Annotated in this window: 22 protein-coding genes; 15 read left to right on the top strand and 7 right to left on the bottom strand. The window is 68.5% G+C overall.

Features of this window, described 5'->3' with window-relative positions:
- The 4 genes from infB to B1790_RS17560 form a co-directional block, all read left to right on the top strand.
- On the top strand, nt 1-1964 hold a 1964-nt coding region (gene infB, locus B1790_RS17575; RefSeq protein ID WP_079924564.1), incomplete at its 5' end, for a translation initiation factor IF-2.
- Entirely contained in the window at nt 1965-2480 is a 516-nt protein-coding gene (gene rbfA, locus B1790_RS17570; protein ID WP_079924540.1) for a 30S ribosome-binding factor RbfA, read from the top strand. It abuts the gene before it with no gap.
- Nucleotides 2455-3456, top strand: coding sequence for a bifunctional oligoribonuclease/PAP phosphatase NrnA (locus B1790_RS17565; RefSeq protein WP_079924539.1), 1002 nt, complete (start codon nt 2455-2457; stop codon nt 3454-3456). The genes rbfA and B1790_RS17565 overlap by 26 nt, the downstream gene beginning before the upstream one ends.
- Nucleotides 3457-3473: 17 nt before the next feature.
- The gene (locus B1790_RS17560) at nt 3474-4784 is read left to right on the top strand and encodes an MATE family efflux transporter (protein WP_198952031.1); all 1311 of its coding nucleotides are present in this window, start codon (nt 3474-3476) and stop codon (nt 4782-4784) included.
- 3 nt (nt 4785-4787) lie between these two features.
- On the opposite strand, the gene B1790_RS17555 is transcribed toward B1790_RS17560, so the two are convergent.
- Both B1790_RS17555 and B1790_RS17550 read right to left on the bottom strand, forming a co-directional pair.
- Nucleotides 4788-6467, bottom strand: coding sequence for a sulfatase-like hydrolase/transferase (locus tag B1790_RS17555; protein WP_142271353.1), 1680 nt, complete (start codon nt 6465-6467; stop codon nt 4788-4790).
- Nucleotides 6468-7235, bottom strand: a complete 768-nt coding sequence (locus tag B1790_RS17550) for an enoyl-CoA hydratase (RefSeq protein WP_079924538.1) — start codon at nt 7233-7235, stop codon at nt 6468-6470.
- Between the two features lie 39 nt (nt 7236-7274).
- On the opposite strand from B1790_RS17550, the gene B1790_RS17545 reads away from it, so the two are divergent.
- Nucleotides 7275-7541: a DUF2277 domain-containing protein gene (locus tag B1790_RS17545; RefSeq protein ID WP_056548744.1), complete on the top strand. Its 267-nt coding sequence runs from the start codon at nt 7275-7277 to the stop codon at nt 7539-7541.
- Nucleotides 7538-8086, top strand: coding sequence for a DUF1802 family protein (locus B1790_RS17540; protein WP_079924537.1), 549 nt, complete (start codon nt 7538-7540; stop codon nt 8084-8086). Before B1790_RS17545 ends, B1790_RS17540 begins: the two co-directional genes overlap by 4 nt.
- On the opposite strand, the gene B1790_RS17535 is transcribed toward B1790_RS17540, so the two are convergent.
- Nucleotides 8075-9727, bottom strand: a complete 1653-nt coding sequence (locus tag B1790_RS17535; protein WP_233165166.1) for a CocE/NonD family hydrolase — start codon at nt 9725-9727, stop codon at nt 8075-8077. The two genes, B1790_RS17540 and B1790_RS17535, sit on opposite strands and share 12 nt — an antisense overlap.
- 31 nt (nt 9728-9758) lie before the next feature.
- Nucleotides 9759-10382 (bottom strand): DUF3558 domain-containing protein, encoded by a 624-nt coding sequence (locus B1790_RS17530; protein ID WP_079924536.1) that lies wholly within the window; start codon nt 10380-10382, stop codon nt 9759-9761.
- 104 nt (nt 10383-10486) lie between these two features.
- Between B1790_RS17530 and B1790_RS17525 the strand changes: the two genes are divergently transcribed.
- Genes B1790_RS17525 through truB form a run of 3 tightly spaced genes read left to right on the top strand, consistent with a single transcriptional unit; the run spans nt 10487 to nt 13037 of the window.
- A complete protein-coding gene (locus B1790_RS17525) occupies nt 10487-11446 on the top strand; it encodes a metallophosphoesterase (RefSeq protein WP_233165165.1) in 960 nt (319 codons plus the stop codon).
- Nucleotides 11443-12108 (top strand): 4'-phosphopantetheinyl transferase, encoded by a 666-nt coding sequence (locus tag B1790_RS17520; protein ID WP_079924535.1) that lies wholly within the window; start codon nt 11443-11445, stop codon nt 12106-12108. Before B1790_RS17525 ends, B1790_RS17520 begins: the two co-directional genes overlap by 4 nt.
- Nucleotides 12105-13037 carry a tRNA pseudouridine(55) synthase TruB gene (gene truB, locus B1790_RS17515; RefSeq protein WP_079924534.1) on the top strand — a complete coding sequence of 311 codons (933 nt, stop codon included), beginning with the start codon at nt 12105-12107 and terminating at the stop codon, nt 13035-13037. The genes B1790_RS17520 and truB overlap by 4 nt, the downstream gene beginning before the upstream one ends.
- Before the next feature lie 7 nt (nt 13038-13044).
- On the opposite strand, the gene mntR is transcribed toward truB, so the two are convergent.
- Nucleotides 13045-13743, bottom strand: a complete 699-nt coding sequence (gene mntR / locus B1790_RS17510; RefSeq protein ID WP_079924533.1) for a manganese-binding transcriptional regulator MntR — start codon at nt 13741-13743, stop codon at nt 13045-13047.
- A gap of 82 nt (nt 13744-13825) precedes the next feature.
- Here mntR and B1790_RS17505 point away from each other — a divergent pair, with 82 nt between their 5' ends.
- The 6 genes from B1790_RS17505 (at nt 13826) to bla (ending at nt 20494) form a co-directional block, all read left to right on the top strand.
- On the top strand, nt 13826-14809 hold the full coding sequence (locus tag B1790_RS17505; protein WP_079924532.1) for a bifunctional riboflavin kinase/FAD synthetase: 984 nt from the start codon (nt 13826-13828) through the stop codon (nt 14807-14809).
- Between the two features lie 117 nt (nt 14810-14926).
- Nucleotides 14927-15196 carry a 30S ribosomal protein S15 gene (gene rpsO / locus B1790_RS17500; protein ID WP_079924531.1) on the top strand — a complete coding sequence of 90 codons (270 nt, stop codon included), beginning with the start codon at nt 14927-14929 and terminating at the stop codon, nt 15194-15196.
- A 14-nt stretch (nt 15197-15210) separates the two neighbouring features.
- The gene (locus B1790_RS17495; RefSeq protein ID WP_369832362.1) at nt 15211-15690 is read left to right on the top strand and encodes a hypothetical protein; all 480 of its coding nucleotides are present in this window, start codon (nt 15211-15213) and stop codon (nt 15688-15690) included.
- 298 nt (nt 15691-15988) lie between these two features.
- Nucleotides 15989-18268: a polyribonucleotide nucleotidyltransferase gene (locus tag B1790_RS17490; RefSeq protein WP_079924530.1), complete on the top strand. Its 2280-nt coding sequence runs from the start codon at nt 15989-15991 to the stop codon at nt 18266-18268.
- Nucleotides 18252-19580 carry a pitrilysin family protein gene (locus B1790_RS17485; protein ID WP_079924559.1) on the top strand — a complete coding sequence of 443 codons (1329 nt, stop codon included), beginning with the start codon at nt 18252-18254 and terminating at the stop codon, nt 19578-19580. Before B1790_RS17490 ends, B1790_RS17485 begins: the two co-directional genes overlap by 17 nt.
- Nucleotides 19580-20494 carry a class A beta-lactamase gene (gene bla, locus B1790_RS17480; RefSeq protein ID WP_079924529.1) on the top strand — a complete coding sequence of 305 codons (915 nt, stop codon included), beginning with the start codon at nt 19580-19582 and terminating at the stop codon, nt 20492-20494. The genes B1790_RS17485 and bla overlap by 1 nt, the downstream gene beginning before the upstream one ends.
- On the opposite strand, the gene B1790_RS17475 is transcribed toward bla, so the two are convergent.
- Together B1790_RS17475 and ald are read right to left on the bottom strand one after the other, a co-directional pair.
- Complete coding sequence (locus B1790_RS17475) at nt 20491-21057, bottom strand: DUF4334 domain-containing protein (protein WP_079924558.1); 567 nt, start codon at nt 21055-21057, stop codon at nt 20491-20493. The genes bla and B1790_RS17475 overlap by 4 nt on opposite strands.
- Nucleotides 21058-21141: 84 nt before the next feature.
- The gene (gene ald / locus B1790_RS17470; protein ID WP_079924528.1) at nt 21142-22257 is read right to left on the bottom strand and encodes an alanine dehydrogenase; all 1116 of its coding nucleotides are present in this window, start codon (nt 22255-22257) and stop codon (nt 21142-21144) included.
- Nucleotides 22258-22339 lie beyond the last annotated feature (82 nt).

Raw genomic sequence — 22339 nt, 5'->3', positions numbered from 1 at the left:
CAGGCGGCGGTGGCGGCGGCGGTGGCCGTCCCGGTCAGCGCGGTGGCGCGGCAGGTGCATTCGGTCGTCCCGGTGGCGCGGTTCGCCGTGGCCGTAAGTCGAAGCGGGCAAAACGCGCCGAATACGAAAACATGCAGGCGCCGGTCGTCGGTGGCGTGCGGTTGCCGCACGGCAACGGCGAGACCATCCGGTTGGCCCGTGGCGCGTCGCTGGTTGACTTCGCCGACAAGATCAACGCCAACCCGGCCGCACTGGTCCAGGCGCTGTTCAACCTCGGTGAAATGGTCACCGCTACGCAGTCGGTAGGCGACGAGACGCTCGAGCTGCTCGGCGGCGAGATGAACTACGTCGTGCAGGTCGTGTCCCCGGAGGACGAGGACCGCGAGCTGCTGTCGTCGTTCGACCTCACCTACGGCGAGGACGAAGGCGACGAGGACGACCTCGAGTTCCGTCCGCCGGTCGTCACCGTCATGGGTCACGTCGACCACGGCAAGACGCGACTGCTGGACACGATCCGCAACGCCACCGTCCGCGAGGGCGAGGCCGGCGGCATCACCCAGCACATCGGTGCCTACCAGGTCCTCACCGAACTGGACGGCAACGAGCGACTGGTCACCTTCATCGACACGCCGGGCCACGAGGCGTTCACCGCCATGCGTGCCCGTGGTGCGAAGGCCACCGACATCGCCATCCTGGTGGTCGCAGCCGACGACGGCGTCATGCCGCAGACGGTGGAAGCCATCAACCACGCGCAGGCGGCCGACGTGCCGATCGTGGTGGCGGTCAACAAGATCGACAAGGAAGGCGCCGACCCGGCCAAGATCCGGGCGCAGCTGACCGAGTACAACCTGGTGGCGGAGGAGTACGGCGGCGACACCATGTTCGTCGACATCTCGGCCAAGCAGGGCACCAACATCGACGCGCTGCTGGAAGCGGTGCTGTTGACGGCGGATGCCTCGCTGGACCTGCGGGCGAACCCCGACATGGAGGCCCAGGGCGTCGCGATCGAAGCGCACCTCGACCGTGGCCGCGGTCCCGTGGCAACCGTGCTCATTGCGCGCGGAACGCTGCGGGTCGGCGACTCGATCGTCGCAGGCGACGCCTACGGCCGCGTCCGACGCATGGTCGACGAGCACGGCGAGGACGTCATCGAGGCGACCCCGTCGCGGCCCGTCCAGGTCATCGGCTTCACGTCGGTGCCAGGTGCCGGTGACAACCTGCTCGTCGTCGACGAGGACCGGATCGCTCGCCAGATCGCCGATCGACGCAGTGCGCGCAAGCGCAACGCGCTGGCCGCGCGCTCTCGCAAGCGCATCAGCCTCGACGATCTCGACGCAGCGTTGCGGGAGACCAGTCAGCTGAACCTGATCCTCAAGGGCGACAACTCCGGCACCGTCGAGGCGCTGGAGGAGGCCCTGCTGGGCATCGAGATCGGCGACGAAGTCGAGCTGCGCGTCATCGACCGAGGTGTCGGTGGCGTCACCGAGACCAACGTCAACCTGGCGTCGGCGTCGAATGCCATCATCATCGGCTTCAACGTCCGTGCGGAGGGCAAGGCCACCGAGCTGGCCAACCGCGAGGGCGTCGACATCCGGTACTACTCGGTGATCTACCAGGCGATCGACGAGATCCAGGCAGCGCTCAAGGGCATGCTCAAGCCGGTCTACGAGGAGAAGGAGCTCGGCCGCGCCGAGATCCGGGCGATCTTCCGGTCGTCGAAGGTCGGCAACATCGCCGGCTGCCTCGTCACCTCGGGCCTCATTCGCCGCAACGCGAAGGCACGCCTCATCCGCGACAACGTCGTGGTGGCCGAGACGGTCACCATCTCCTCGCTCAAGCGGGAGAAGGACGACGTCACCGAGGTGCGGGACGGTTACGAGTGTGGTCTGACCGTGACGTACAACGACATCAAGGAAGGCGACGTCATCGAGGCGTACGAGCTCGTCGAGAAGGCACGCACCTAAATGGTCGACGAGGGCCGGGCGCGCAAGCTGTCCAAGCGCATCGCCACCATCGTCGCCTCGGCGATCGAGTTCGAGATCAAGGATCCGCCCCTGGCCTTCGTGACCATCACGGACACGAAGGTCACGGGCGACCTCCACGATGCGACGGTGTTCTACACGGTTCGCGGCGACACCCTCGCCGACGAACCGGACTACGAGGGTGCGGCCGCGGCATTGGAACGTGCCAAGGGCGTGCTGCGCTCCAAGGTCGGGGCCGGCACGGGTGTCCGATTCACGCCGACGTTGACGTTCGTCCTCGACAAGCTGCCCGACGTGGCACGCGACATGGAGGACCTGCTGGCTCGCGCGCGGCAGGCGGACGCCGACCTGGCGCGGATTCGGCAGGGTGCCACTCCGGCCGGCGATCCGGACCCGTACCGTGTGACGGGGGCGGAGGAAGCAGGCGGGGGACCCGAGGACAACACCGACGTGCTCGACCCTGAGGACACCTATGACCACGATCGACCCGAAGACTGAGGTAACTCGGTCATCGTTGCGCGTCGATGGTCGAGGAGCTGCAGAGCTGCTCGACGCGGCGGACTCGGTCAGTGTGGTGTGCCACGTCTTCCCGGACGCCGACACCATCGGCGCCGGTCTGGCCTTGGCGCTGGTGCTGGAACGGTCGGGTAAGCGGGTCGAGGTCGGCTTCGCCACGCCGTCGAACCTGCCCGAGTCCCTGCAGTCGTTGCCCGGTGGGCATCTGCTCGTCGACCCCGGCGAGATGCGCGACGACAGCGACCTCGTGGTGACCGTCGACGTGCCGAGCGTGAACCGCCTCGGCGGGTTGTGTGCGCTCGCCGAATCCGGTCGCGAGGTCTTGGTGATCGATCACCACGCCTCCAACGAACTGTTCGGCACCGCCAACTACGTCGACCCGTCCGCCGACTCGACGACCATGCTGGTCGCCGAGCTGCTGGACGTGTGGGGCAAGCCGCTCGACGAGCGGGTCGCCCACTGTCTGTACGCCGGTCTCACCACCGACACCGGATCGTTTCGGTGGGCGAGCGCGCGGGCGCACGAGCTGGCTGCCCGGCTCCTGCAACTCGGGGTGGACAACGCCTCGATCAGTCGTCGGCTGCTGGACACCCACCCGTTCTCCTGGCTCCCGATGCTGTCGCGGGTGCTGGGATCGGCGCAGCTGATTCCCGAGGCCGCAGCCGGCCGCGGCCTGGTGTATGCCGTTGTCGGACACCGCGAATGGCGTGATGCCGGGCTCGAGGAAGTCGAGAGCGTCGTCGACATCGTCCGCACGACGTCGCAGGCCGAGGTCGCGGCGGTGTTCAAGGAAATCGAGCCGCAGAAGTGGACGGTGTCGATGCGCGCCAAGTCGGAAGTCGACCTGGCTGCGATCGCGAGTGGGTTCGGCGGCGGTGGTCACCGGCTCGCCGCCGGGTACTCCGCGACCGGGCCGGTGGAGTCCGTGGTGAAGGCGCTGACCGATGCCCTTGGCTGAGGCCCTCAGCGGGCGCATTGGCTGAACCGGTCACCGGGCGCCGCATCGCCGGGTTGGCGTTGCCCGCGCTCGGGGTGCTCGCCGCGGAGCCTCTCTATCTCTTGTTCGACCTCGCCGTGGTGGGTCGTCTTGGCGCGGTCGCCTTGGCGGGTCTGGCCATCGGCGGGTTGATCCTGTCGCTGTTGTCCTCTCAGCTGACGTTCCTGTCCTACGGCACGACCGCGCGGGCCGCCCGCTTCTTCGGGGCCGGTGACCGCCCGTCGGCCGTCGGTGAGGGAGTGCAGGCCACCTGGCTGGCGGTGGCGCTAGGCACGGTCGTCATCGCGGTGGTGCAGGCGGCGGCGGTACCGATCCTGGCGTTGATCGCCGACGGTGGCGAGATCGCCGACATGGCGTTGCCGTGGGTTCGGATCGCCATCTTCGGGGCGCCGGCGATCCTGATCTCCTTGGCGGGCAACGGGTGGATGCGCGGCGTGCAGGACACCGCGCGCCCGTTGCGGTACGTGGTCGCGGGCTTTGCGCTGTCCGCGCTGCTGTGCCCGACGTTGGTGTACGGGTGGCTGGGGATGCCCCGGCTGGGGTTGAGCGGTTCGGCGGTGGCCAACGTGGCCGGGCAATGGCTGGCCGGGCTGATGTTCTGCCGAGCGCTGCTGGCCGAAGGGGTGCCGCTGCGGTTCGACCTCGCGGTGCTGCGGGCGCAGGTGGTGATGGGCCGCGATCTGGTGGTGCGGACGTTGGCGTTTCAGGCGTGCTTCGTCTCGGCCGCCGCCGTGGCGGCCCGGTTCGGCGCCGCCGCCGTCGCCGCCCACCAGGTGGTCCTGCAGCTGTGGAGTTTCCTTGCGTTGGTGTTGGATTCGCTGGCGATCGCGGCGCAGTCCTTGGTAGGGGCGGCGCTCGGCGCCGGTCTGCTCGCGCATGCCAAGTCGGTTGCGTGGCGGGTGACGATCTTCTCGACGGTCGCCGCCGCCGCGCTGGCTGCGGTGTTCGCGGTGGGGGCGTCGGCGTTGCCTCGGCTGTTCACCTCCGACGACTCGGTGCTGGACGCGATCGGGGTGCCGTGGTGGTTCCTGGTGGCGCAGTTGCCGATTGCGGGGGTGGTGTTCGCCCTCGACGGGGTGTTGCTCGGTGCGGGTGATGCCAGGTTCATGCGGAACGCGACCCTGGCCAGCGCGCTCGTCGGCTTCCTGCCGTTGATCTGGCTGTCGCTGATCTACGGGTGGGGCCTGGTCGGGATCTGGTCGGGCCTGACCACGTTCATGCTGCTGCGTCTGGTGTTCGTGGGATGGCGCGCATTCTCGGGTCGCTGGCTGGTGCCGGGCGCGGCCTGACGGTCACCCTCCGCGCGCCGCGGTCACCTTCTGCATGTTCGCCAGCCCGAGTTCCTGGGCCTCGTGCAGCGCAGCGGGCAGCGGCGCCTCGATCTCGGCGCGCACCTCCCCGTCGAGAAGTCCCTGCAGCTTCTGCTGCAAGGGGCTTCGCCCGGCCAGGTTCTCGACCTCTCGCAGACCGTCGGGGGTCGAATAGTCGTACAACTCGCGTTCGACCTCGCGGGATGCGTCGACGGTCGTGCCACCGGGCTTCCAATGGGAGTAGACGCCGAACTTCGCCGACGGGGTGCGGACGGCGACGATGTGGCTTGGCGCGTTGGTGGGGACCTCGCCGGACGTCCTCCCGGGCGCCTGGGCGGCGGGCATACCGGCCGCGGTCATCATGGCGGCCATCTCCTCCACGGCGATGTCATCGGTGACGTGTGCGATCCACGGCCGACCGCGCGCGGCCGGGTTCGCCGCGATCCCGGCGATGTCCGCGCGACTCGACAGGTGGGCGTTGCGCGGATCGGCGCGCCACCCGTTTCCGCCGGCGCCGATGGTCAGCAACAGCGGCGCGAGATCCACGCTGGACGTCAACTGCGTGCGTACCTCGCCGGGGGACGGCGTGAGCCGACCGGAGGGGTCCCGGACGTAGAGCGGCACCCGGATGCCCTCTTCGTAGATGGCGGCGCCCTTGCCGCGCATGCCGTGGGAGCCGCCGTATTCGCCGTGATCGGAGGTGAAGACGACGACGGTGTTGCGGTCGACGTCGGGGCGGGAGGCCAACGTGTCGAGCACCCGGCCGACTTGGCGGTCGACCTGCTGCTGCAGCCACAGGTAGACGTCCAGGCCGCGGGCCCACTGCTGGTCGACGTCGGGGCCGGCGTACGGAAGGGCGCCGGCCAGAAGTGGCGCGACGAAGTCGACGTAGTCGACCTGCAATCGGGGCTTGCCGCGACGCTGAAGGTCCTCCGGTGTCTCGAAGTTCGGCGGTTTCGCAGAGAAGACCCGCGGAACGTCTTCGGGCAGCGGGGTTTTCGGCCACCACATGATGTCGTGCGGGTTGACCAGGGAGACCGTCGTGCACCAGGGACCGTCGGTGGCGTTGGCGTCGAACCACTCGACGAACTGGTCGGTGATGCCGGGGTCCCTGCGCAGTCCCTGATTGGGTGCGCCGTTGGGTGAGGGGTAGGTGCCGCCGGAGAAGCCGTGGGCGTCGAGGCCGTCGGGAGTGGTGTCGGCGGCGGCTCCGAGATGCCATTTGCCCCACCACCACGTGTGATAACCCTGCTCGCGCAGCATCGTTCCCCAGGTGGGGAACTGGGGGGCGAGGCTCGATTCGCTTGGGCCTTCGCCGGTGTAGAGACAGCCGGTTTGATGCGAGTACAGCCCGGTGGTCAGCACTCCCCGCGACGGGGTGCAGGCATTGGAGGCGGTGTAGTGCGCGCCGAAGGAGACGCTGTTCTGCCGTAGCCGTGCCAGGTTGGGTAGCAGCGTGTCGAGCTCACGTGCGCCGGGAAACCACTGGGGTGCCCGCATCTGGTCCACCACGACGACGAGGATGTTCGGCTTGTCACCGCCGGATGCCGCGGCGTCGGTGCGGCCTGGCCGCCTAAGGAACTCGTAACCACCGAACGCGACGGCTCCGCCGGCTGCGACGGCGCCACCGGTCAACAACGTCCTCCTGCTGATCGCGGGCACTCAGCGGACCTGGTTGCGGCCGCGTTCGAGCACCTCGGCTCGGCTGGAGGCGATGTCGTCTCCGGTCGCCACTGCCATCCACTGCCTGGCCGACGCCGCCTCGATCCACAGACCCGCACCGGTCTGGGTTTCGTCGATGCGGTGATAGGACGCCAGCAGGGCCCGCACGGCCTTCTGATTGTTGCCGACGATGGATGCCGCCACGGCCCGCGCCGTCGGCAGGAGCTGGTCGTGGGCGACGACCTCGGTGACCAGGCCGGCCCGCAGCGCGTCGTCGGCGGACAGGTAGTCACCGGTGAGGCTCATGCGGCGGGCCATCCCGACGCCGACCTTCTGCGGCAGCCGCACGCTCAAGCCCCACGTCGGCAGCAGCCCGACTCGGGCGTGGGTGTCGGCGAACCGCGCGTTCTCCGAAGCGATCAGGACGTCGCAGTACAGCGCCAGCTCGAGGCCGCCGGTGACCGCCGCCCCGTTGATCGCCCCGATGACGGGGGTGCTCATCGCGGGCCACTTGGGCGAGATGTCCGGAAGCTCGGTGGTGTTGCCGAGTTCCTTGAGGTCAAGACCCGCGCAGAAGACGGGGTCGGCGCCGGTGAGGATGACGACGTCGACCGCGTCGTCGGCCTCCGCCTCGTGCAGCGCCGCGTAGAACCGCGTGCGCAGTTCCAAGGACAGGGCGTTGCGGGCCTGCGGCCGATTCAGGGTCAGCGTGCGGACCCGGTCGGTGGTGTCGACCAGCAGGACGGGTTCAGCTTCTGAGCTCGGCATGGCTTCACCGTATCGAGTGGTCGTCCTATCGTTGACGGCATGTGCCGGAACATCACCGAGTTGCGCGGCCTCGAACCGTCGGCGACGGCCGAGGAGATCGAGGCCGCATCACGTCAGTACGTCCGCAAGGTCAGCGGCGTCACGCGGCCGACCGCGGCCAACACCGAGGCCTTCGAGGCCGCGGTCGCCGAGGTGACCGCCACGACGACGCGGCTGCTGAACGCGTTGCCCCCGCGCCGTCAGCCCCCGAAGACGGTGCCGCCGCTGCGCCGCCCCGAGGTGCGCGCCCGGCTCGCCGCGACGTGACCGCGCCCGCGCTCAAGGAGTGGGGCGCGGCCGTACTCGCCATGCTCGACGGCAGGCAGACGGTGCTGCTGCGCAAGGGCGGCATCCACGAGAAGCGGTTCGACGTCGCGGCGAGCGACTTCGTGTTCTTCCCCACGGTGGCCCACGGCCACGCCGAGCGGGTTCGCCCCGAGCACCGCGACCTGCTCGAGGCCGCCGCACCGGACAGCACCGAGGACGAGGTGGTGCTCCGGGCTGGCGCGAAAGTGGTTGCCGCCGTTGCCGTCGACCGGCCGGACGGGCTCGACGAACTGGCCGACACCCATATTTGGACGGCGGAGTCGGTCCGGTCGGACCGGCTCGACTTCCGGCCGAGGCATCGGCTGACGGTTTTGGTGGTCCAAGCGCGCCCGCTGCTCGAACCGGTGCGACTGCGCCGGGACCCGTCCTACGCGGGGTGCAAGAGCTGGGTCGACGTGCCGGTGTCGGCGGGCTGGGGCGATCCCGTGCACGACGACGCGGTCCTGGCGGCGGTCGTCGAACGGGTCAGGGCGTCAGTGGGCTGACGGTGGTCGTGGTCCGGCGGGCAGCACCAGCCGCGACAGCCCGCCCGCGCCGTGGTGAATCGTGTGTTGCTGGGTTCTGATCGTCGTCCCCGAGATCGGCGGTTCGTCGGTGCCGAGGTTGCGGACGAATCGCGGATGGGAGCCCCCCGCGACCATGACCCGCAGCCGGGATCCTGCCGGGAACCGGTGCGCCACGGCGTCCAGGGTGAGTTTCACGACGCCGGAATCGGTTGTCTGCCTGACGAATCCGTCGGTCACATTGGTGGACCCGCCATCCGTGTCGACCTGACTGAGACGGACGAAGACGTCGTTGTACGGGTTGTCGCAGGAATGGGCCAGCTCGACCACCGGGGCGCCGACGAGGTACAGGTCGGCGGTGAGCGGATCGCCGGTGAAGTCGAGCACGTCGGGGCGCGTCGCCAGGACCGTGTCGTCGCGGTAGCCGCCCTCCGGGGAGAGCAGCCGGCCCCCGATGGTCGGGGTCGGATCGGCGGGGTCGAAGACGAACGACGACGCCGGTGCCGTCTCATCCGGTGCGACGTCGGAGAGCCGGTGCCCGGAATGCAGGTAGGCCACGTGCTCGGGCATCGCCGGCGGCCAGGTGTCGAGCTCGAGCCAGTCGTCGCCGTCGACGTGGGCCCGCACCCGGGTTCGGGCGGGGGCCGGCTTGCCGCCGAGGTGCTCGTCGAGCCAGGCCAGCGACTCCCGGAGGACTCTCGGGGCGCCCTTCGTCATCACCTCGGTGTGCGTCCACGGGCCGACCGTCAGCGCCGTGGTCACGTCCCGCCCGCGCAGGTGCGCGAACTGGGCCAGGGTCTGATCCAGGAACAGATCCTGCCAGCCGCTGAACAGCAGCACCGGCACGTCGACGCGGTCGAGTGCATCGGACAGTCTGAGGGGTTCCCAGAAGGGGTCTTGGCGATCCGGGTGCTCCACCCAGGACTCCCACCACGGCGCGCCGGTGCCGAGCAACCTCCGCCCGGAGGCGCCCATCGGCACCTGGTTGGCGGTGCGGGCCAACCGCCGCCGATACCGACCCTGCTGCAGCGCGCCCAGCAGCCTGCTCCCGTCCTCCTGGCGCGACATCATGTCGCTCCACCCCAGGAAGTCGTTGACGGTGAAAGAGCCGGTGCCCCAAGCGGACTGGCTGAAGTCGTGGGGTCCGACGCTGATGATCGCCGCCGTCATCTCCGGCGGTGGGTCCATCAGCAGGGCCCACTGGGTGAAGCCGAGATAGGACAGCCCGATGGTGGCGAAGGTCCCGGTGAACCAGACCTGGTTGCGCAGCCATTCGACGGTGTCCGCGCCGTCGGCCACCTCGTGGATCATCGGGGTGAACTCCCCGCCGGATCCGAACGTGCCACGCACGCTCTGGATCACCACGTGGTACCCGCGAGCGGCGTACACGGCGCCGAACAGGCTGGAGAAGGGGAACGACCGGCCGTACGGGCAGCGCACGAGCAGGGTTCCCGCGGGTGCGCCGGTCCTCGGCGCGTAGTGGTCGGCGACGAGGTCGACGCCGTCGCGCATCGGCACCGGCAGTCCGCGCAGCACGGTGTAGTCCGTGGTCGGCGCGGGGAGGTGGAGGAGTCGGCTCAGGGCGTGCGAGGCGACGTGCTTGGCACTCAGTCGGGAAGCCACGCCAGCCACGTTACGCAACGGCGTGGTGCGCTCAGAACTTGTAGAACGGAACCAGCTGCTGGGCGCGCTGCAGGTTGGTCTGCATGCAGTCGACGTCGTCGGCGCTGTAGGTCGGCGAGTAGAACAGCGACTGCTGCAGCACGCCGTAGCTGGTGTCGAAGGCGATCATGCAGCTGAACCAGAAGCGGTTGTTGCGGTCCGACGGCTTGAGGATCCAGTACTGCGCGGCGCGGTGGCCGGCGATGTCCATCTCGACGGCGTCGGCGGGCAGGGTCTGTTCGTAGGTTCGCCAGACGAAGGCCTCGACGGCCATTTGGTAGTTGCCCGCGTCGAAATGACAGCGCAGGCCGTCCTCGTGCTCGGGCGGGGTGAAGCCAAGCCCGAGGCCGTTGACGACGTCGATCGGGATGTCCTCGCACGGATCGAACGGGCGGGGGTCGACGGTTTCGACGACGGGCCACTTGATGCTGCTGGACACCCCGCTCAACGGTGCCGACGTGGACCTCAGCTCTACGGATCCGGTGTCCGGCGCGGTGAGGGGATTGGCCTGCCACACCACGATCACCGCCGCGAGCAGTGCGCACATCGCCGACAGCAGGCGCATCTTGCCGACCAGGCCACCCACCTTGGGGTCACTCGTGCGCTCGTTGTCCATTGCCGGGAGTGTACAAGTTCCCGTCGGTCGCCAGGGCCGGAAATCAGAACATGTTCTAGTTGCCGGGCGATCACCACGCCGCGGCGCACGTAGGCTGGTCGGTTGTGTCTCCGCTGTCACAGGACCGTCGCCATCCCACGCTCTGGGCGATCAGCGATCTCCACATCGGCCATACCGGCAACAAGCCCGTCACCGAGTCGCTTCATCCGTCGTCCCCTGACGACTGGTTGATCGTCGCGGGGGACGTCGCCGAACGGACCGACGAGATCCGCTGGTCGCTGGATCTGCTGCGAAAACGGTTCGCCAAGGTCATCTGGGTGCCCGGCAACCACGAGCTGTGGACCACCGCCAAGGACCCGATGCAGATCTTCGGCAAGGCGCGCTACGACTACCTGGTCAACATGTGCGACGAGATGGGCATCGTCACCCCCGAGCACCCCTTCCCGGTGTGGAACGACGAGGGCGGCCCGGCGACGATCGTGCCGATGTTCCTGCTCTACGACTACTCGTTCCTGCCGGAGGGCACGGCGACCAAGGCCGAGGGGCTGGCGATCGCCCGCGAACGAAACGTGGTCGGCACCGACGAATTCCTGCTGTCCGCCGAGCCGTACGCCACCCGCGACGCGTGGTGCCGCGAACGGGTCAAGCTGACACGGGAGAAGCTCGAGGACCTCGACTGGTTGACGCCGTCGATCCTGGTCAACCACTTCCCGCTGGTGCGCGAGCCCTGCGAGGCCATGTACTACCCGGAGTTCGCGCTGTGGTGCGGCACCACGGCCACCAAGGACTGGCACACGCGCTACAACGCGCTGTGCTCGGTCTACGGGCATCTGCACATCCCTCGCACCACGTGGTACGACGGCGTGCGATTCGAGGAGGTGTCAGTCGGTTACCCCCGGGAGTGGCGCCGCCGCAAGCCCTATCGGTGGATGCGCCAAATCCTGCCCGACCCGAAGTACCCGCCCGGATATCTCAACGACTTCGGCGGTCACTTCGAGGTCACTCCCGACATGCGCGCCCACGCGGAGAAGATGCAGGAGCGGATCAGGAGTAAGCGAGCATGACGGGCAAGTTGCTGTCCACCGTTCTGCCCCCGGTGCTGGCCTCGGCCGAGTTGTACGGTGACCCGGCCGACCTGGCGCCGCTGCCCGAGGAAGAGCCGCTGATCGCGCGCTCGGTGGCCAAGCGGCGCAACGAGTTCGTGACGGTGCGCCACTGCGCCCGTCAGGCGCTCGGCGACCTCGGACTGCCGCCCGTCCCAATCCTCAAGGGCGACAAGGGTGAACCGTGCTGGCCCGACGGGGTGGTAGGCAGCCTGACGCACTGTGACGGGTTCCGGGGCGCCGTGGTGGGTCGGACGGCCGAGGTCCGTTCCGTCGGCATCGACGCCGAACCCCACGCCGTACTGCCCAAGGGGGTGCTCGACGCCATCAGCCTGCCCGCCGAGCGCAGCGCGCTGAGCGGGCTCCCCGGTGGGGCGCACTGGGATCGAGTCTTGTTCTGCGCCAAGGAGGCAACGTACAAGGCGTGGTTTCCGCTGACGCATCGGTGGTTGGGGTTCGAGGACGCGCACATCACCTTTTCCGTCGACGGATCGGGAAGCGCGGGCAGCTTCGAGTCGAAGATCCTCGTCGACCCCCGGGCCGAGTCCGGGCCCCCTCTGACCGGGTTGTCGGGTCGCTGGTCGGTCGGCGACGGCCTGGTGTTGACGGCGATCGTGCTGTGAGCGGGGCGGCGGGCAGGAGCGCAGCGACCGGGGGATCGGTACAGCCCGGCTTGGTGGTCGTCGACAAGCCCGCTGGGATGACGAGCCACGACGTGGTGGGCCGCTGCCGGCGGTTCTTCGGTACCCGCAAGGTCGGGCACGCCGGCACGTTGGATCCGATGGCCACCGGAGTCCTGGTGGTGGGCATCGAGCGCGCCACGAAGATCCTCGGGCTGCTGACCGCGACGGACAAGTCGTATTCGGCCACCATTCGGTTGGGTCAGACCACCTCCACAGAGGACGCCGAAGGTGAAGTGCTTGAGACGATTTCGGCCGATCACGTGTCGGACGCGGGCATCGAGTCGGCCGTCGGCGTGCTGCGCGGCGAGATCGACCAGATTCCCTCGGCCGTCAGCGCCATCAAGGTCGACGGCCAGCGCGCCTACAAGTTGGCTCGCGAGGGCAAGACCGTCGAGTTGGCCGCGCGACGGGTGCGGATAGGCCGGTTCGACGTCGTCGCCGTTCGTCGCACGCCGGAGGTTCCCGCTGGCTTCGTCGACGTCGACGTCGAGGTCGACTGCTCGTCGGGCACCTACATTCGGGCGTTGGCGCGTGACGTCGGCGCCGGCCTCGGCGTTGGTGGGCACCTCACCGCGCTGCGCCGCACCAGGGTCGGTCGGTACGGGCTGGGGGAGGCGCACACCCTCGAGGCGCTGGCCGAAGGCCCGCGGCTCAGCTACTCGTTGGACGAGGCGTGCCTGCTGGGCTTCCCGCGCCGGGAGTTGACCGACGCGGAGTGCGAAGCGGCGTCGAACGGAAGGTCGCTGGCGCCGGCCGGGATCGAGGGCGTGTACGCGGCGACGGCGTCAGACGGACGGGTCATCGCCCTGCTCGCCGACGACGGGTCGCGGACCAAGTCGGTCGTGGTGATCAGGCCGTCGACGCTGTAGGCGTCGGCTAGATGACCCAGATCGCTTCTGCCGCAGGGTTTCCCAGGTCGACGGTGGTGGCGGCGGTGGCCGCGCTCCCCGGCCGTTGCACGCCAACCGAGATCATGCCTGCGAAGTCGCGGCGGGCCAGCACCGTCAGCCGGGAGTCCAGGCTGATGCCAACGCTGTCGAAGTAGCGGAGCATCTCGGGGTCGGCGTCGGAGATGCGGGCCACCGTGGCGGCGTCGCCGTCGCGGCACATCGACAACTGCCGGGCATCCGGTGCAGGCACCCTGCCGTCGGCAGCGGGGATCGGGTCACCGTGCGGGTCGCGGGTGGGGAAGCCCAGCTTGGCGTCGATGCGGTCCAGCATCCGGTCGGACACGGCGTGCTCGAGCACTTCGGCCTCGTCGTGCACCTCGTCCCAGCCGTACCCGAGTTCGCGCACCAGGAACGTCTCCATCAGCCGGTGGCGGCGCACCATCGCCAGGGCGGCGTGGCGGCCGGCGTCGGTGAGCGTCACGGCGCCGTACTTCTCGTGGTCGACGAGGCCCTGGTCGGACAGCTTGCGGATGGATTCCGACGCCGTGCTGGCCGACACTCCGATGCGCTCGGCCAGCATCTTCGTGCTGACCTTGTCGACCGACCACTCTTGGGCGGTCCAGATCACCTTCAGGTAGTCCTGGGCCACCGAAGACAAGTCGCCTGCGGTGTCATCGGAGCTCATAACCACAGGAGTTTAGGCAATCCATCGCCCGTCCGGGCATCTGACGGTGCCAGCCACACCGACGCGTCGTAGGCTTGCCGTCGTGCAGCGCTGGCGGGGCCAAGACGAGATCCCCACGGACTGGGGCAGGTGTGTCGTCACGATCGGTGTGTTCGACGGTGTCCACCGAGGGCACGCCGAACTCATCAACCACGCGGTGAAGGCGGGCCGGTCCCGTGGCGTGCCCACGGTGCTGATGACCTTCGACCCCCACCCGATGGAAGTGGTGTTCCCCGGCAGTCACCCGGCTCAGCTCACGACGCTGACCCGACGCGCCGAGCTCGTCGAGGAGATGGGCGTCGACGTGTTCCTGGTCATGCCGTTCACCTCCGACTTCATGAAGCTCACCCCCGAGCGGTACATCCACGAGCTGCTCGTCGAGCGGCTGCACGTCGTCGAGGTCGTGGTGGGCGAGAACTTCACCTTCGGCAAGAAGGCCGGCGGCAACGTGACGATGCTTCGCAAGGCCGGCGAGCGGGCCGGGTTCGCGGTGGAGAGCCTGAGCCTGGTGCACGAGGTGTCCGACACCGATCGCGACGGGACCGTCACCTTCTCCTCGACCTACATTCGATCCTGCGTCGACGCCGGTGACGTCGTCGCCGCGGCGGAGGCGCTGGGCAGGCCACACCGCGTCGAGGGCGTCGTCGTGCGCGGCGACGGGCGGGGCAAGGGCCTGGGATATCCCACCGCCAACGTCGCACCGCCGATGTACTCGGCGATCCCCGCCGACGGCGTCTACGCCGCCTGGTTCACGGTGCTCGGCCACGGACCCGTGATGGGCACCGTCACCCCCGGCAAGCGCTATCAGGCGGCGGTGTCGGTCGGCACGAATCCCACCTTCTCCGGTCGCACCAGGACCGTGGAGGCCTACGTCCTCGACACCGAGGCGGATCTGTACGGCCAGCACGTCGCCGTCGACTTCGTGTCGCGCATCCGCGGGCAGGAGAAGTTCGGCTCGGTCGACGACCTCGTGGTGGCGATGGATCGCGACACCCTCCGGGCCCGCACGATCCTCTCCGACTCCTAGACGATTCGGTTCGCGCGGCGCAGCGCTGTTAGACTCCCCGGCGACCCAGCGTGTGCTGCAGTTCGCGGCGGCCTCGCCTTCGATGTAATTCGCGAACCCATGGATGGAGTTTGTTTCATGTCGCTCACCACAGAGCAGAAAAAAGAGATCCTCGGCCAGTACGGCCTGCACGAGACGGACACCGGTTCGCCGGAAGCCCAGGTCGCCATGCTGACCAAGCGCATCTCCGATCTGACCGAGCATCTGAAGATGCACAAGCACGATCACCACTCGCGGCGCGGGCTGCTGCTGCTCGTCGGCCGCCGTCGTCGTCTGCTCAAGTACATCGCCCAGGTCGACGTGGCGCGCTACCGCTCGCTGATCGAGCGCCTGGGCCTGCGCCGCTAGTCGCAAGTCTTCACGTGAAGACCCTGCTCGCCGTCATCGTCACGGCGATGACGGTAGTGGGGTGTTCGTCCGCGGCGGCCGCCGACATGCAGGTGGGGGACTGCCTGAAGGTCGGCGGCCCGCCGGACCGACCGGAAACCGCCCGAGTGCAGTGCGGCAGCCGGGAGTCCAACTTCCGCGTCGTGGACGTGGTCCAAAGGACCGACGATTGTCCGATGGACGTCGACACGTACTACTCGATGCGCAGTTCCTTCAGTGGATCCGGCTCGACGATCTGCATGGACGTCGACTGGGTGGTCGGTGGTTGCATGAGCATCGACCCGGAGAACGCCCGCGATCCCGTGAGGGTCGACTGCAACGACCGAGCCGTGCCGAATCGCCAACGTGCCACCCAGATCATGCGCGAGGTCGCCAACGTCGACCAGTGCGCCACCGGTATCGGCTACGCCTACGACGTGCGCCAGTTCACGGTGTGCGTAGAAGACGTGTCGTAACGGCCCCAGCGGCGGGTTCGCGAATTGCCGCGGTGTAACATGAACGTGTTTTGAGCCTGTTCTGGCTCGAACGTCGGTGCGGTTCGCGCATATCCGCGGGCACCGTTCCAGTGCGTCACCGGCAGGACCCGTCTTCGAATGGGCGGTCTTCGGTAGTGGCTGCCGGAGCCCCGCGAAAGGGGCGGCTCCGACCGCTTCGATCGACGGCCGTCGGCATTTCCCGGGTTCTCGTGCGTGACGCGCGAAAAAAGGGGTGCGAAACAGCACCACACGAGAACCAAAGAGGCCTGACACACGTATGTCTGCAACTGAAATCGAAGACGGCGTCTTCGAATCCACCGCCGTGATCGACAACGGGACGTTCGGCACCCGCACCATTCGCTTCGAAACCGGCCGGCTGGCCAAGCAGGCCGCCGGCGCCGTCGTCGCCTACCTCGACGACGAGACCATGCTGCTGAGCGCCACCACGGCCAGCAAGCAGCCCAAGGATCACTTCGACTTCTTCCCGCTGACGATCGACGTCGAAGAGCGCATGTACGCCGCGGGACGCATCCCCGGCTCGTTCTTCCGTCGCGAGGGCCGTCCCTCCACCGACGCGATCCTGACCTGCCGTCTGATCGACCGGCCGCTGCGCCCGACCTTCATCTCGGGTCTGCGCAACGAGATCCAGGTCGTCGTCACGATCCTCAGCCTTGATCCCAAGGACCTGTACGACGTGCTGGCCATCAACGCCGCATCCGCGTCCACCCAGATCTCGGGCATCCCGTTCTCCGGTCCCGTCGGCGGCGTGCGCGTCGCGCTCATCGACGGCCAGTGGGTCGCGTTCCCGACCGTCGAGCAGCTCGAGGGCGCCGTGTTCGACATGGTCGTCGCGGGTCGCAAGGCAGGCGACGACGTCGCCATCATGATGGTCGAGGCCGAGGCCACCGACCGGGTCATCGAGCTCATCGCCGGTGGCGCTGGTGCGCCCACCGAGGCCGTCGTCGCCGAGGGCCTCGAAGCCGCAAAGCCGTTCATCGCGGCCCTGTGCGACGCGCAGCAGGCACTGGCCGACAGCGCGGCCAAGCCCGTCGCCGACTACCCGGTGTTCCCGGACTACCAGGACGACGTGTTCTACGCGGTGTCCTCGGTGGCCACCGACGAGCTGTCCAAGGCGCTCACCATCGCAGGCAAGGAAGAGCGCGACGAGCGCAGCAACCAGATCAAGGTCGAGGTGCTCGAGCGCCTCGCCGAGACCTATGCCGGGCGTGAGAAGGAAATCGGCGCGGCGTTCCGCTCGCTGACCAAGAAGCTGGTTCGCCAGCGCATCCTGACCGACCACTTCCGCATCGACGGCCGCGGCATCACGGACATCCGCGCGCTGTCGGCCGAGGTGGCCGTCATCCCGCGTGCGCACGGCAGCGCCCTGTTCGAGCGTGGTGAGACCCAGATCATGGGCGTCACGACCCTCGACATGGTCAAGATGGCCCAGCAGATCGACTCGCTCGGGCCGGAGACGTCCAAGCGCTACATGCACCACTACAACTTCCCGCCGTACTCGACCGGTGAGACCGGCCGCGTCGGCTCGCCGAAGCGTCGCGAGATCGGCCACGGAGCGCTCGCCGAGCGCGCCCTGATGCCGGTGTTGCCGAGCATCGAGGAGTTCCCGTACGCCATCCGCCAGGTGTCGGAGGCGCTCAGCTCCAACGGCTCGACGTCGATGGGCTCGGTGTGTGCCTCGACCCTGTCGCTGCTGAATGCCGGTGTGCCGCTGAAGGCTCCGGTTGCGGGTATCGCGATGGGCCTCGTCTCCGACGACGTCGAGGTGGACGGCAAGACCGAGCGTCGTTTCGTCACCCTGACCGACATCCTCGGCGCCGAGGATGCGTTCGGCGACATGGACTTCAAGTGCGCAGGCACCAAGGACTTCGTCACCGCGCTGCAGCTCGACACCAAGCTCGACGGCATCCCGTCGAGTGTGCTGGCCGGTGCGCTGGCGCAGGCCAAGGATGCGCGCATCACGATTCTCGAGGTCATGGCCGAGGCCATCGACGAGCCCGACGAGATGAGCCTCTACGCGCCGCGGATCACCACGATCAAGGTGCCGATCGACAAGATCGGCGAGGTCATCGGGCCCAAGGGCAAGATGATCAACTCGATCACCGAGCAGACGGGTGCGTCGATCTCGATCGAGGACGACGGCACCGTGTTCGTCGGCGCCTCCAACGGCGAAGCCGCGCAGGCTGCGATCGACTTGATCAACGCGATCGCCAACCCGCAGCTGCCCAAGATCGGGGAGCGGTTCCTCGGAACCGTCGTCAAGACCACCGACTTCGGTGCGTTCGTGTCGCTGCTGCCCGGTCGTGACGGCCTGGTCCACATCTCGAAGTTGGGTCGCGGCAAGCGGATCAACAAGGTCGAAGACGTCTGCAAGGTCGGTGACAAGCTCCGCGTGGAGATCGCCGACATCGACAACCGCGGCAAGATCTCCTTGGTGCTGGTTGCCGAAGACGCCGAAGCCGGGGCGAGCGACGCATCCTCGGACACCGACGTCTCGACGGATACGGGTGCCGAACCCGCAGATGCCGCGATCAACTGATTCATCGCTCCTCGCGTCCGCGGGGCCAACCAACCACGTTCGCCGCAGCACACTGGCGGGCGGGCTCCGGGTAGTCACGGAGTTCGTCCCGTCGGTGCGCTCGGCGTCCGTGGGTGTGTGGGTGGGCGTCGGATCACGCGACGAAGGTCATAGCGTGGCCGGCGCCGCGCACTTCCTCGAACATCTGCTGTTCAAGTCGACGCCGACGCGCTCGGCGGTCCAGATCGCCCAGGCCGTCGACGCCGTTGGCGGCGAGTTGAATGCGTTCACCGCGCGCGAGCACACCTGTTACTACGCGCACGTCCTCGACACCGACCTCGAGTTGGCCGTCGACTTGGTCGCCGACGTGGTGCTCCGAGGCCGATGCGCCAGCGACGACGTCGAGGTCGAACGTGACGTCGTCCTCGAGGAAATCGCCATGCGCGACGACGACCCCGAGGACACCCTCGGGGATGTCTTCCTGTCGGCGATGTTCGGGGACCATCCGGTGGGCCGTCCGGTGATCGGGAGTGTCGAATCGATTTCGACGATGACCAGGACGCAGCTGCATTCGTTCCACGTGCGGCGCTACACACCGGAACGCATGGTGGTCGCGGTGGCAGGCAACGTCGACCACGATCAGGTGGTGGCGTTGGTCAAGGAGCACTTCGGTCCGCGACTGCGCACGAAGCGCGAACCCGTTGCGCCCCGCAAGGGGACCGGTCGGGTGCCGGGCCGGCCGAGCCTGCAGCTGGTCAACCGCGACGGTGAACAGACGCACGTGTTCCTCGGCGTGCGGACCCCTGGCCGGCACTGGAACCACCGGTGGGCGCTCTCGGTGCTCAACAGCGCCTTGGGTGGCGGGCTGAGTTCGCGTCTGTTCCAACAGATTCGGGAGACGCGCGGGCTGGCCTACTCCGTCTACTCCAGCATCGACACGTTCTCCGACGCGGGAGCGCTGTCGGTGTACGCCGCCTGCCTGCCGGAGCGGTTCGACGAGGTCACCCAGGTGGCCTCGGACGTGCTGGCCGAGGTGGCCAGGGACGGTATCACCGAGGCCGAGTGCCGAATTGCCAAGGGCTCGTTGCGCGGTGGCCTGGTGCTCGGCTTGGAGGACTCGGGCTCGCGGATGCATCGCATCGGACGCAGTGAGCTGAACTTCGGCACGCACCGCAGCATCGACGAAACGTTGGCCTTGATCGACGCCGTCAACCTCGAAGAGGTGAACGCGGTGGCCAAGCAACTGTTGGCGCGGCCCTACGGCGCCGCCGTGCTCGGACCGCACCGCTCGAAGAAGTCACTGCCGCAAGCACTTCGGTCGATCGCCGGCTGATGGGATCGGCCATCTCGCGGCGCGGGCTCTTCGTCGGCGTCGGCGTCGGCGTCGGAGCGGTGGCGGGTTTGGCGGCGTGTGCGAGCTTGCCAGCCAAGGCCGATCCGGCTGAACCCCTGCCGGTCCTCGGGGACCAGTTCGCTGCCCTCGAGCGTCGGTACGACGCGTTCATCGGGACCTGGGCGGCCGCTCTGGACGGCGGCCGTTCGGTCGCCAACCGCGCCGACGACACGTTCGCCATGTGCTCGACGTTCAAGGCGTACGCGGCGGGCAGGGTGCTGCAGAAGGATCAGACCGGAGCGCTGCAGCTGACCGATGCGGTGACGATCGAAGCGGGTGACGTGGTGGCGAATTCGCCGGTCACCGAGCCGCGGGTCGGTCAGAACATGACGATCGGCGAACTGTGCGAAGCGGCGCTGCAGCGTAGCGACAACACCGCTGGCAACTGGCTGCTGCGCATCATCGGTGGTCCGTCCGCGGTCACCGCCTCCGCGCGCACGCTCGGCGACGACCGGACCCGCCTGGACCGGTGGGAGACCGACCTGAACTCCGCCGTTCCCGGCGATCCGCGTGACACCAGCTCGCCCCGTGCGCTCGGCGGCGGATACCAGCGCCTGCTGACGGGCGACGTCTTGGACGCTCCGCACCGAGCCCAACTCGAGCGGTGGATGCGGGGCAACCAGACCTCGAGCCTGCGCGCCGGTCTACCGGCGGGGTGGACCAGTGCGGACAAGACCGGCGGCGGTGCCTACGGCAGCACCAACGACGTCGGTGTCGTCTACGGCCCGGACGGTCGACGTGCCGTGCTGTCGATCATGACGAGGTCGCGGACCGACGACCCCGAGGCCCACGACCTACGGTCGCTCGTCGCCGAGGTCACCACACTGGTACTGCCGTACCTGTCGGCGGGCTAGTCGACCCGCAGGGAGTCGTCGCGCCGGAGGACGAAGAAGTACGGTCGGGACGATCCGCGCAGGTCCATGGCGCCGATCACGGTCTCGGAGCCTGGTGCATCGTCGAGCAACCGGAACACGTCGTTGATCGGCAGTTGGTCGTAGACCATGGTGGCGGTGTCGACGCCGCGGTAGCGCGTCGTGCGCAGCCGCGCCTTGGATGCGGTGGTGCCGAGCACCGGCTTGAGCTTCGCGATCGCGCCGGAGAAGTCGCGGTTCTTGAGCCCGGGGACGCGGGTGGCCACGCCGAGTCCACCGAAGGCGAGCGCCGGGTTGAGCGCCCACAGGGCCGAACCGTCGGCGGTCGGAAACAGCAGGGGATGCACGGTCTCGGCGTCGACGAACTGCTTGCCCCACCATCCGCTGGCGGCCAGCATGCCGTCCAACGGGTGGTCCGTCGGCAACTCGGCGCCGTGCCACGTCCCGATCATGAAGTCCGGCTCGACGGCGGGTGCGGCGTCGTAGATCGCCAACGCCTCGGTCGTCGTGGTGGGTGCATCGAGCAGAACGTCGGTGAGCAGCATGCCCACAGCTTACTTGACAGGTGTCAAGTTCAACCCTCCCGGCCGGCACCGTGACGGCGCCGGCCGGGGTGGGGTGGATGTGACTTAGATCAGCAGGCCGGCCGGATCGGTGAAGGGCAGCCCGAGGTCGGCGGCGACCTGCTCGGAGACGAGTGCGCCCTCGTGGGTTGAAAGACCCTTGGCCAGAGCAGAATCCGCGGCGCAGGCGGCCTTCCAGCCCTTGTCGGCGAGCTTGACCACGTACGGCATCGTCGCGTTGGTCAGGGCGAAGGTCGACGTGCGGGGGACGGCGCCCGGCATGTTTGCCACGCAGTAGAAGACCGTGTCGTGCACGGCGAACGTCGGGTCGTCGTGCGTGGTCGGACGCGAGTCCTCGAAGCAACCACCCTGGTCGATCGCGATGTCCACCAGGACGGCACCGGCCTTCATGCCTGCGACGGTCGAGTTGGTGACCAGCTTGGGGGCCTTGGCGCCGGGCACCAGCACCGCGCCGATGACCAGGTCGGCTTGCTTGACCGCCTCTTCGAGCTCCAGCGCGGACGAGTACCGGGTCTCGATGGCACCGCCGTACTCGGCGTCGATCTTGCGCAGCGTGTTGACGTTCAGGTCGAACACGGTGACGTGTGCGCCCATGCCCCACGCCACGGCGGCGGCGTTGTCGCCCGCCATGCCGCCACCGATCACGACGACCTTGGCCGGGGCGACGCCGGGGACGCCGCCCATGAGCACGCCGCGGCCGCCCTGGGTGCGCATCAGGTGGTAGGCGCCGACCTGCGCGGACAGCCGGCCGGCGACCTCGCTCATCGGGGCGAGCAGCGGCAGCGCGTTGTCGGCGGTCTGCACCGTCTCGTACGCGATCGAGGTGGTGCCCGACGCCATCAGTGCGTCGGTGCACGGCCGCGACGCCGCGAGGTGGAGGTAGGTGAAGAGCGTCTGGCCCTTGCGCATCCGGCCGTATTCGGCCTCGATGGGCTCCTTGACCTTGAGCAGCAGGTCGGCGTCGGCCCAGACCGCATCCGCAGACTCGACGGTCTGTGCACCTGCGGCCTTGAAGTCGCCGTCGGAGATCGCGGAGCCCTCGCCCGCGCCCGCTTGGACGAGTACCTCGTGGCCGCGGCGGGTCAGTTCCGCCACCCCGGCCGGGGTGATGGCCACCCGGTACTCGTTGTTCTTGATCTCGGTCGGGATTCCGACGCGCATGACAGCTCCTCAGGTCGTTGTCTGTTGGTTGAATTGTGAAGAACGTACGAATGCATGGCAACAAGTTCGTCAGAGATTCGAT

This window comes from Mycobacterium sp. AT1 (assembly GCF_002043095.1).
Taxonomy (GTDB): Bacteria; Actinomycetota; Actinomycetes; order Mycobacteriales; family Mycobacteriaceae; genus Mycobacterium.
The sequence above is the reverse complement of the archived record's forward strand: the minus strand, read 5'-3'. Positions and strand labels throughout refer to the sequence as shown.

Excerpts from the sequence above, each read along its gene's own strand:
- rbfA (WP_079924540.1), top strand. The coding sequence starts at position 1,965 with ATGGTCGACGAGGGCCGGGCGCGCAAGCTGTCCAAGCGCATCGCCACC.
- B1790_RS17565 (WP_079924539.1), top strand. The coding sequence starts at position 2,455 with ATGACCACGATCGACCCGAAGACTGAGGTAACTCGGTCATCGTTGCGC.
- B1790_RS17550 (WP_079924538.1), bottom strand. The coding sequence starts at position 7,235 with ATGCCGAGCTCAGAAGCTGAACCCGTCCTGCTGGTCGACACCACCGAC.
- B1790_RS17545 (WP_056548744.1), top strand. The coding sequence starts at position 7,275 with ATGTGCCGGAACATCACCGAGTTGCGCGGCCTCGAACCGTCGGCGACG.
- B1790_RS17530 (WP_079924536.1), bottom strand. The coding sequence starts at position 10,382 with ATGGACAACGAGCGCACGAGTGACCCCAAGGTGGGTGGCCTGGTCGGC.
- B1790_RS17520 (WP_079924535.1), top strand. The coding sequence starts at position 11,443 with ATGACGGGCAAGTTGCTGTCCACCGTTCTGCCCCCGGTGCTGGCCTCG.
- mntR (WP_079924533.1), bottom strand. The coding sequence starts at position 13,743 with ATGAGCTCCGATGACACCGCAGGCGACTTGTCTTCGGTGGCCCAGGAC.
- rpsO (WP_079924531.1), top strand. The coding sequence starts at position 14,927 with ATGTCGCTCACCACAGAGCAGAAAAAAGAGATCCTCGGCCAGTACGGC.
- B1790_RS17490 (WP_079924530.1), top strand. The coding sequence starts at position 15,989 with ATGTCTGCAACTGAAATCGAAGACGGCGTCTTCGAATCCACCGCCGTG.
- B1790_RS17485 (WP_079924559.1), top strand. The coding sequence starts at position 18,252 with ATGCCGCGATCAACTGATTCATCGCTCCTCGCGTCCGCGGGGCCAACC.
- bla (WP_079924529.1), top strand. The coding sequence starts at position 19,580 with ATGGGATCGGCCATCTCGCGGCGCGGGCTCTTCGTCGGCGTCGGCGTC.
- B1790_RS17475 (WP_079924558.1), bottom strand. The coding sequence starts at position 21,057 with ATGCTGCTCACCGACGTTCTGCTCGATGCACCCACCACGACGACCGAG.
- ald (WP_079924528.1), bottom strand. The coding sequence starts at position 22,257 with ATGCGCGTCGGAATCCCGACCGAGATCAAGAACAACGAGTACCGGGTG.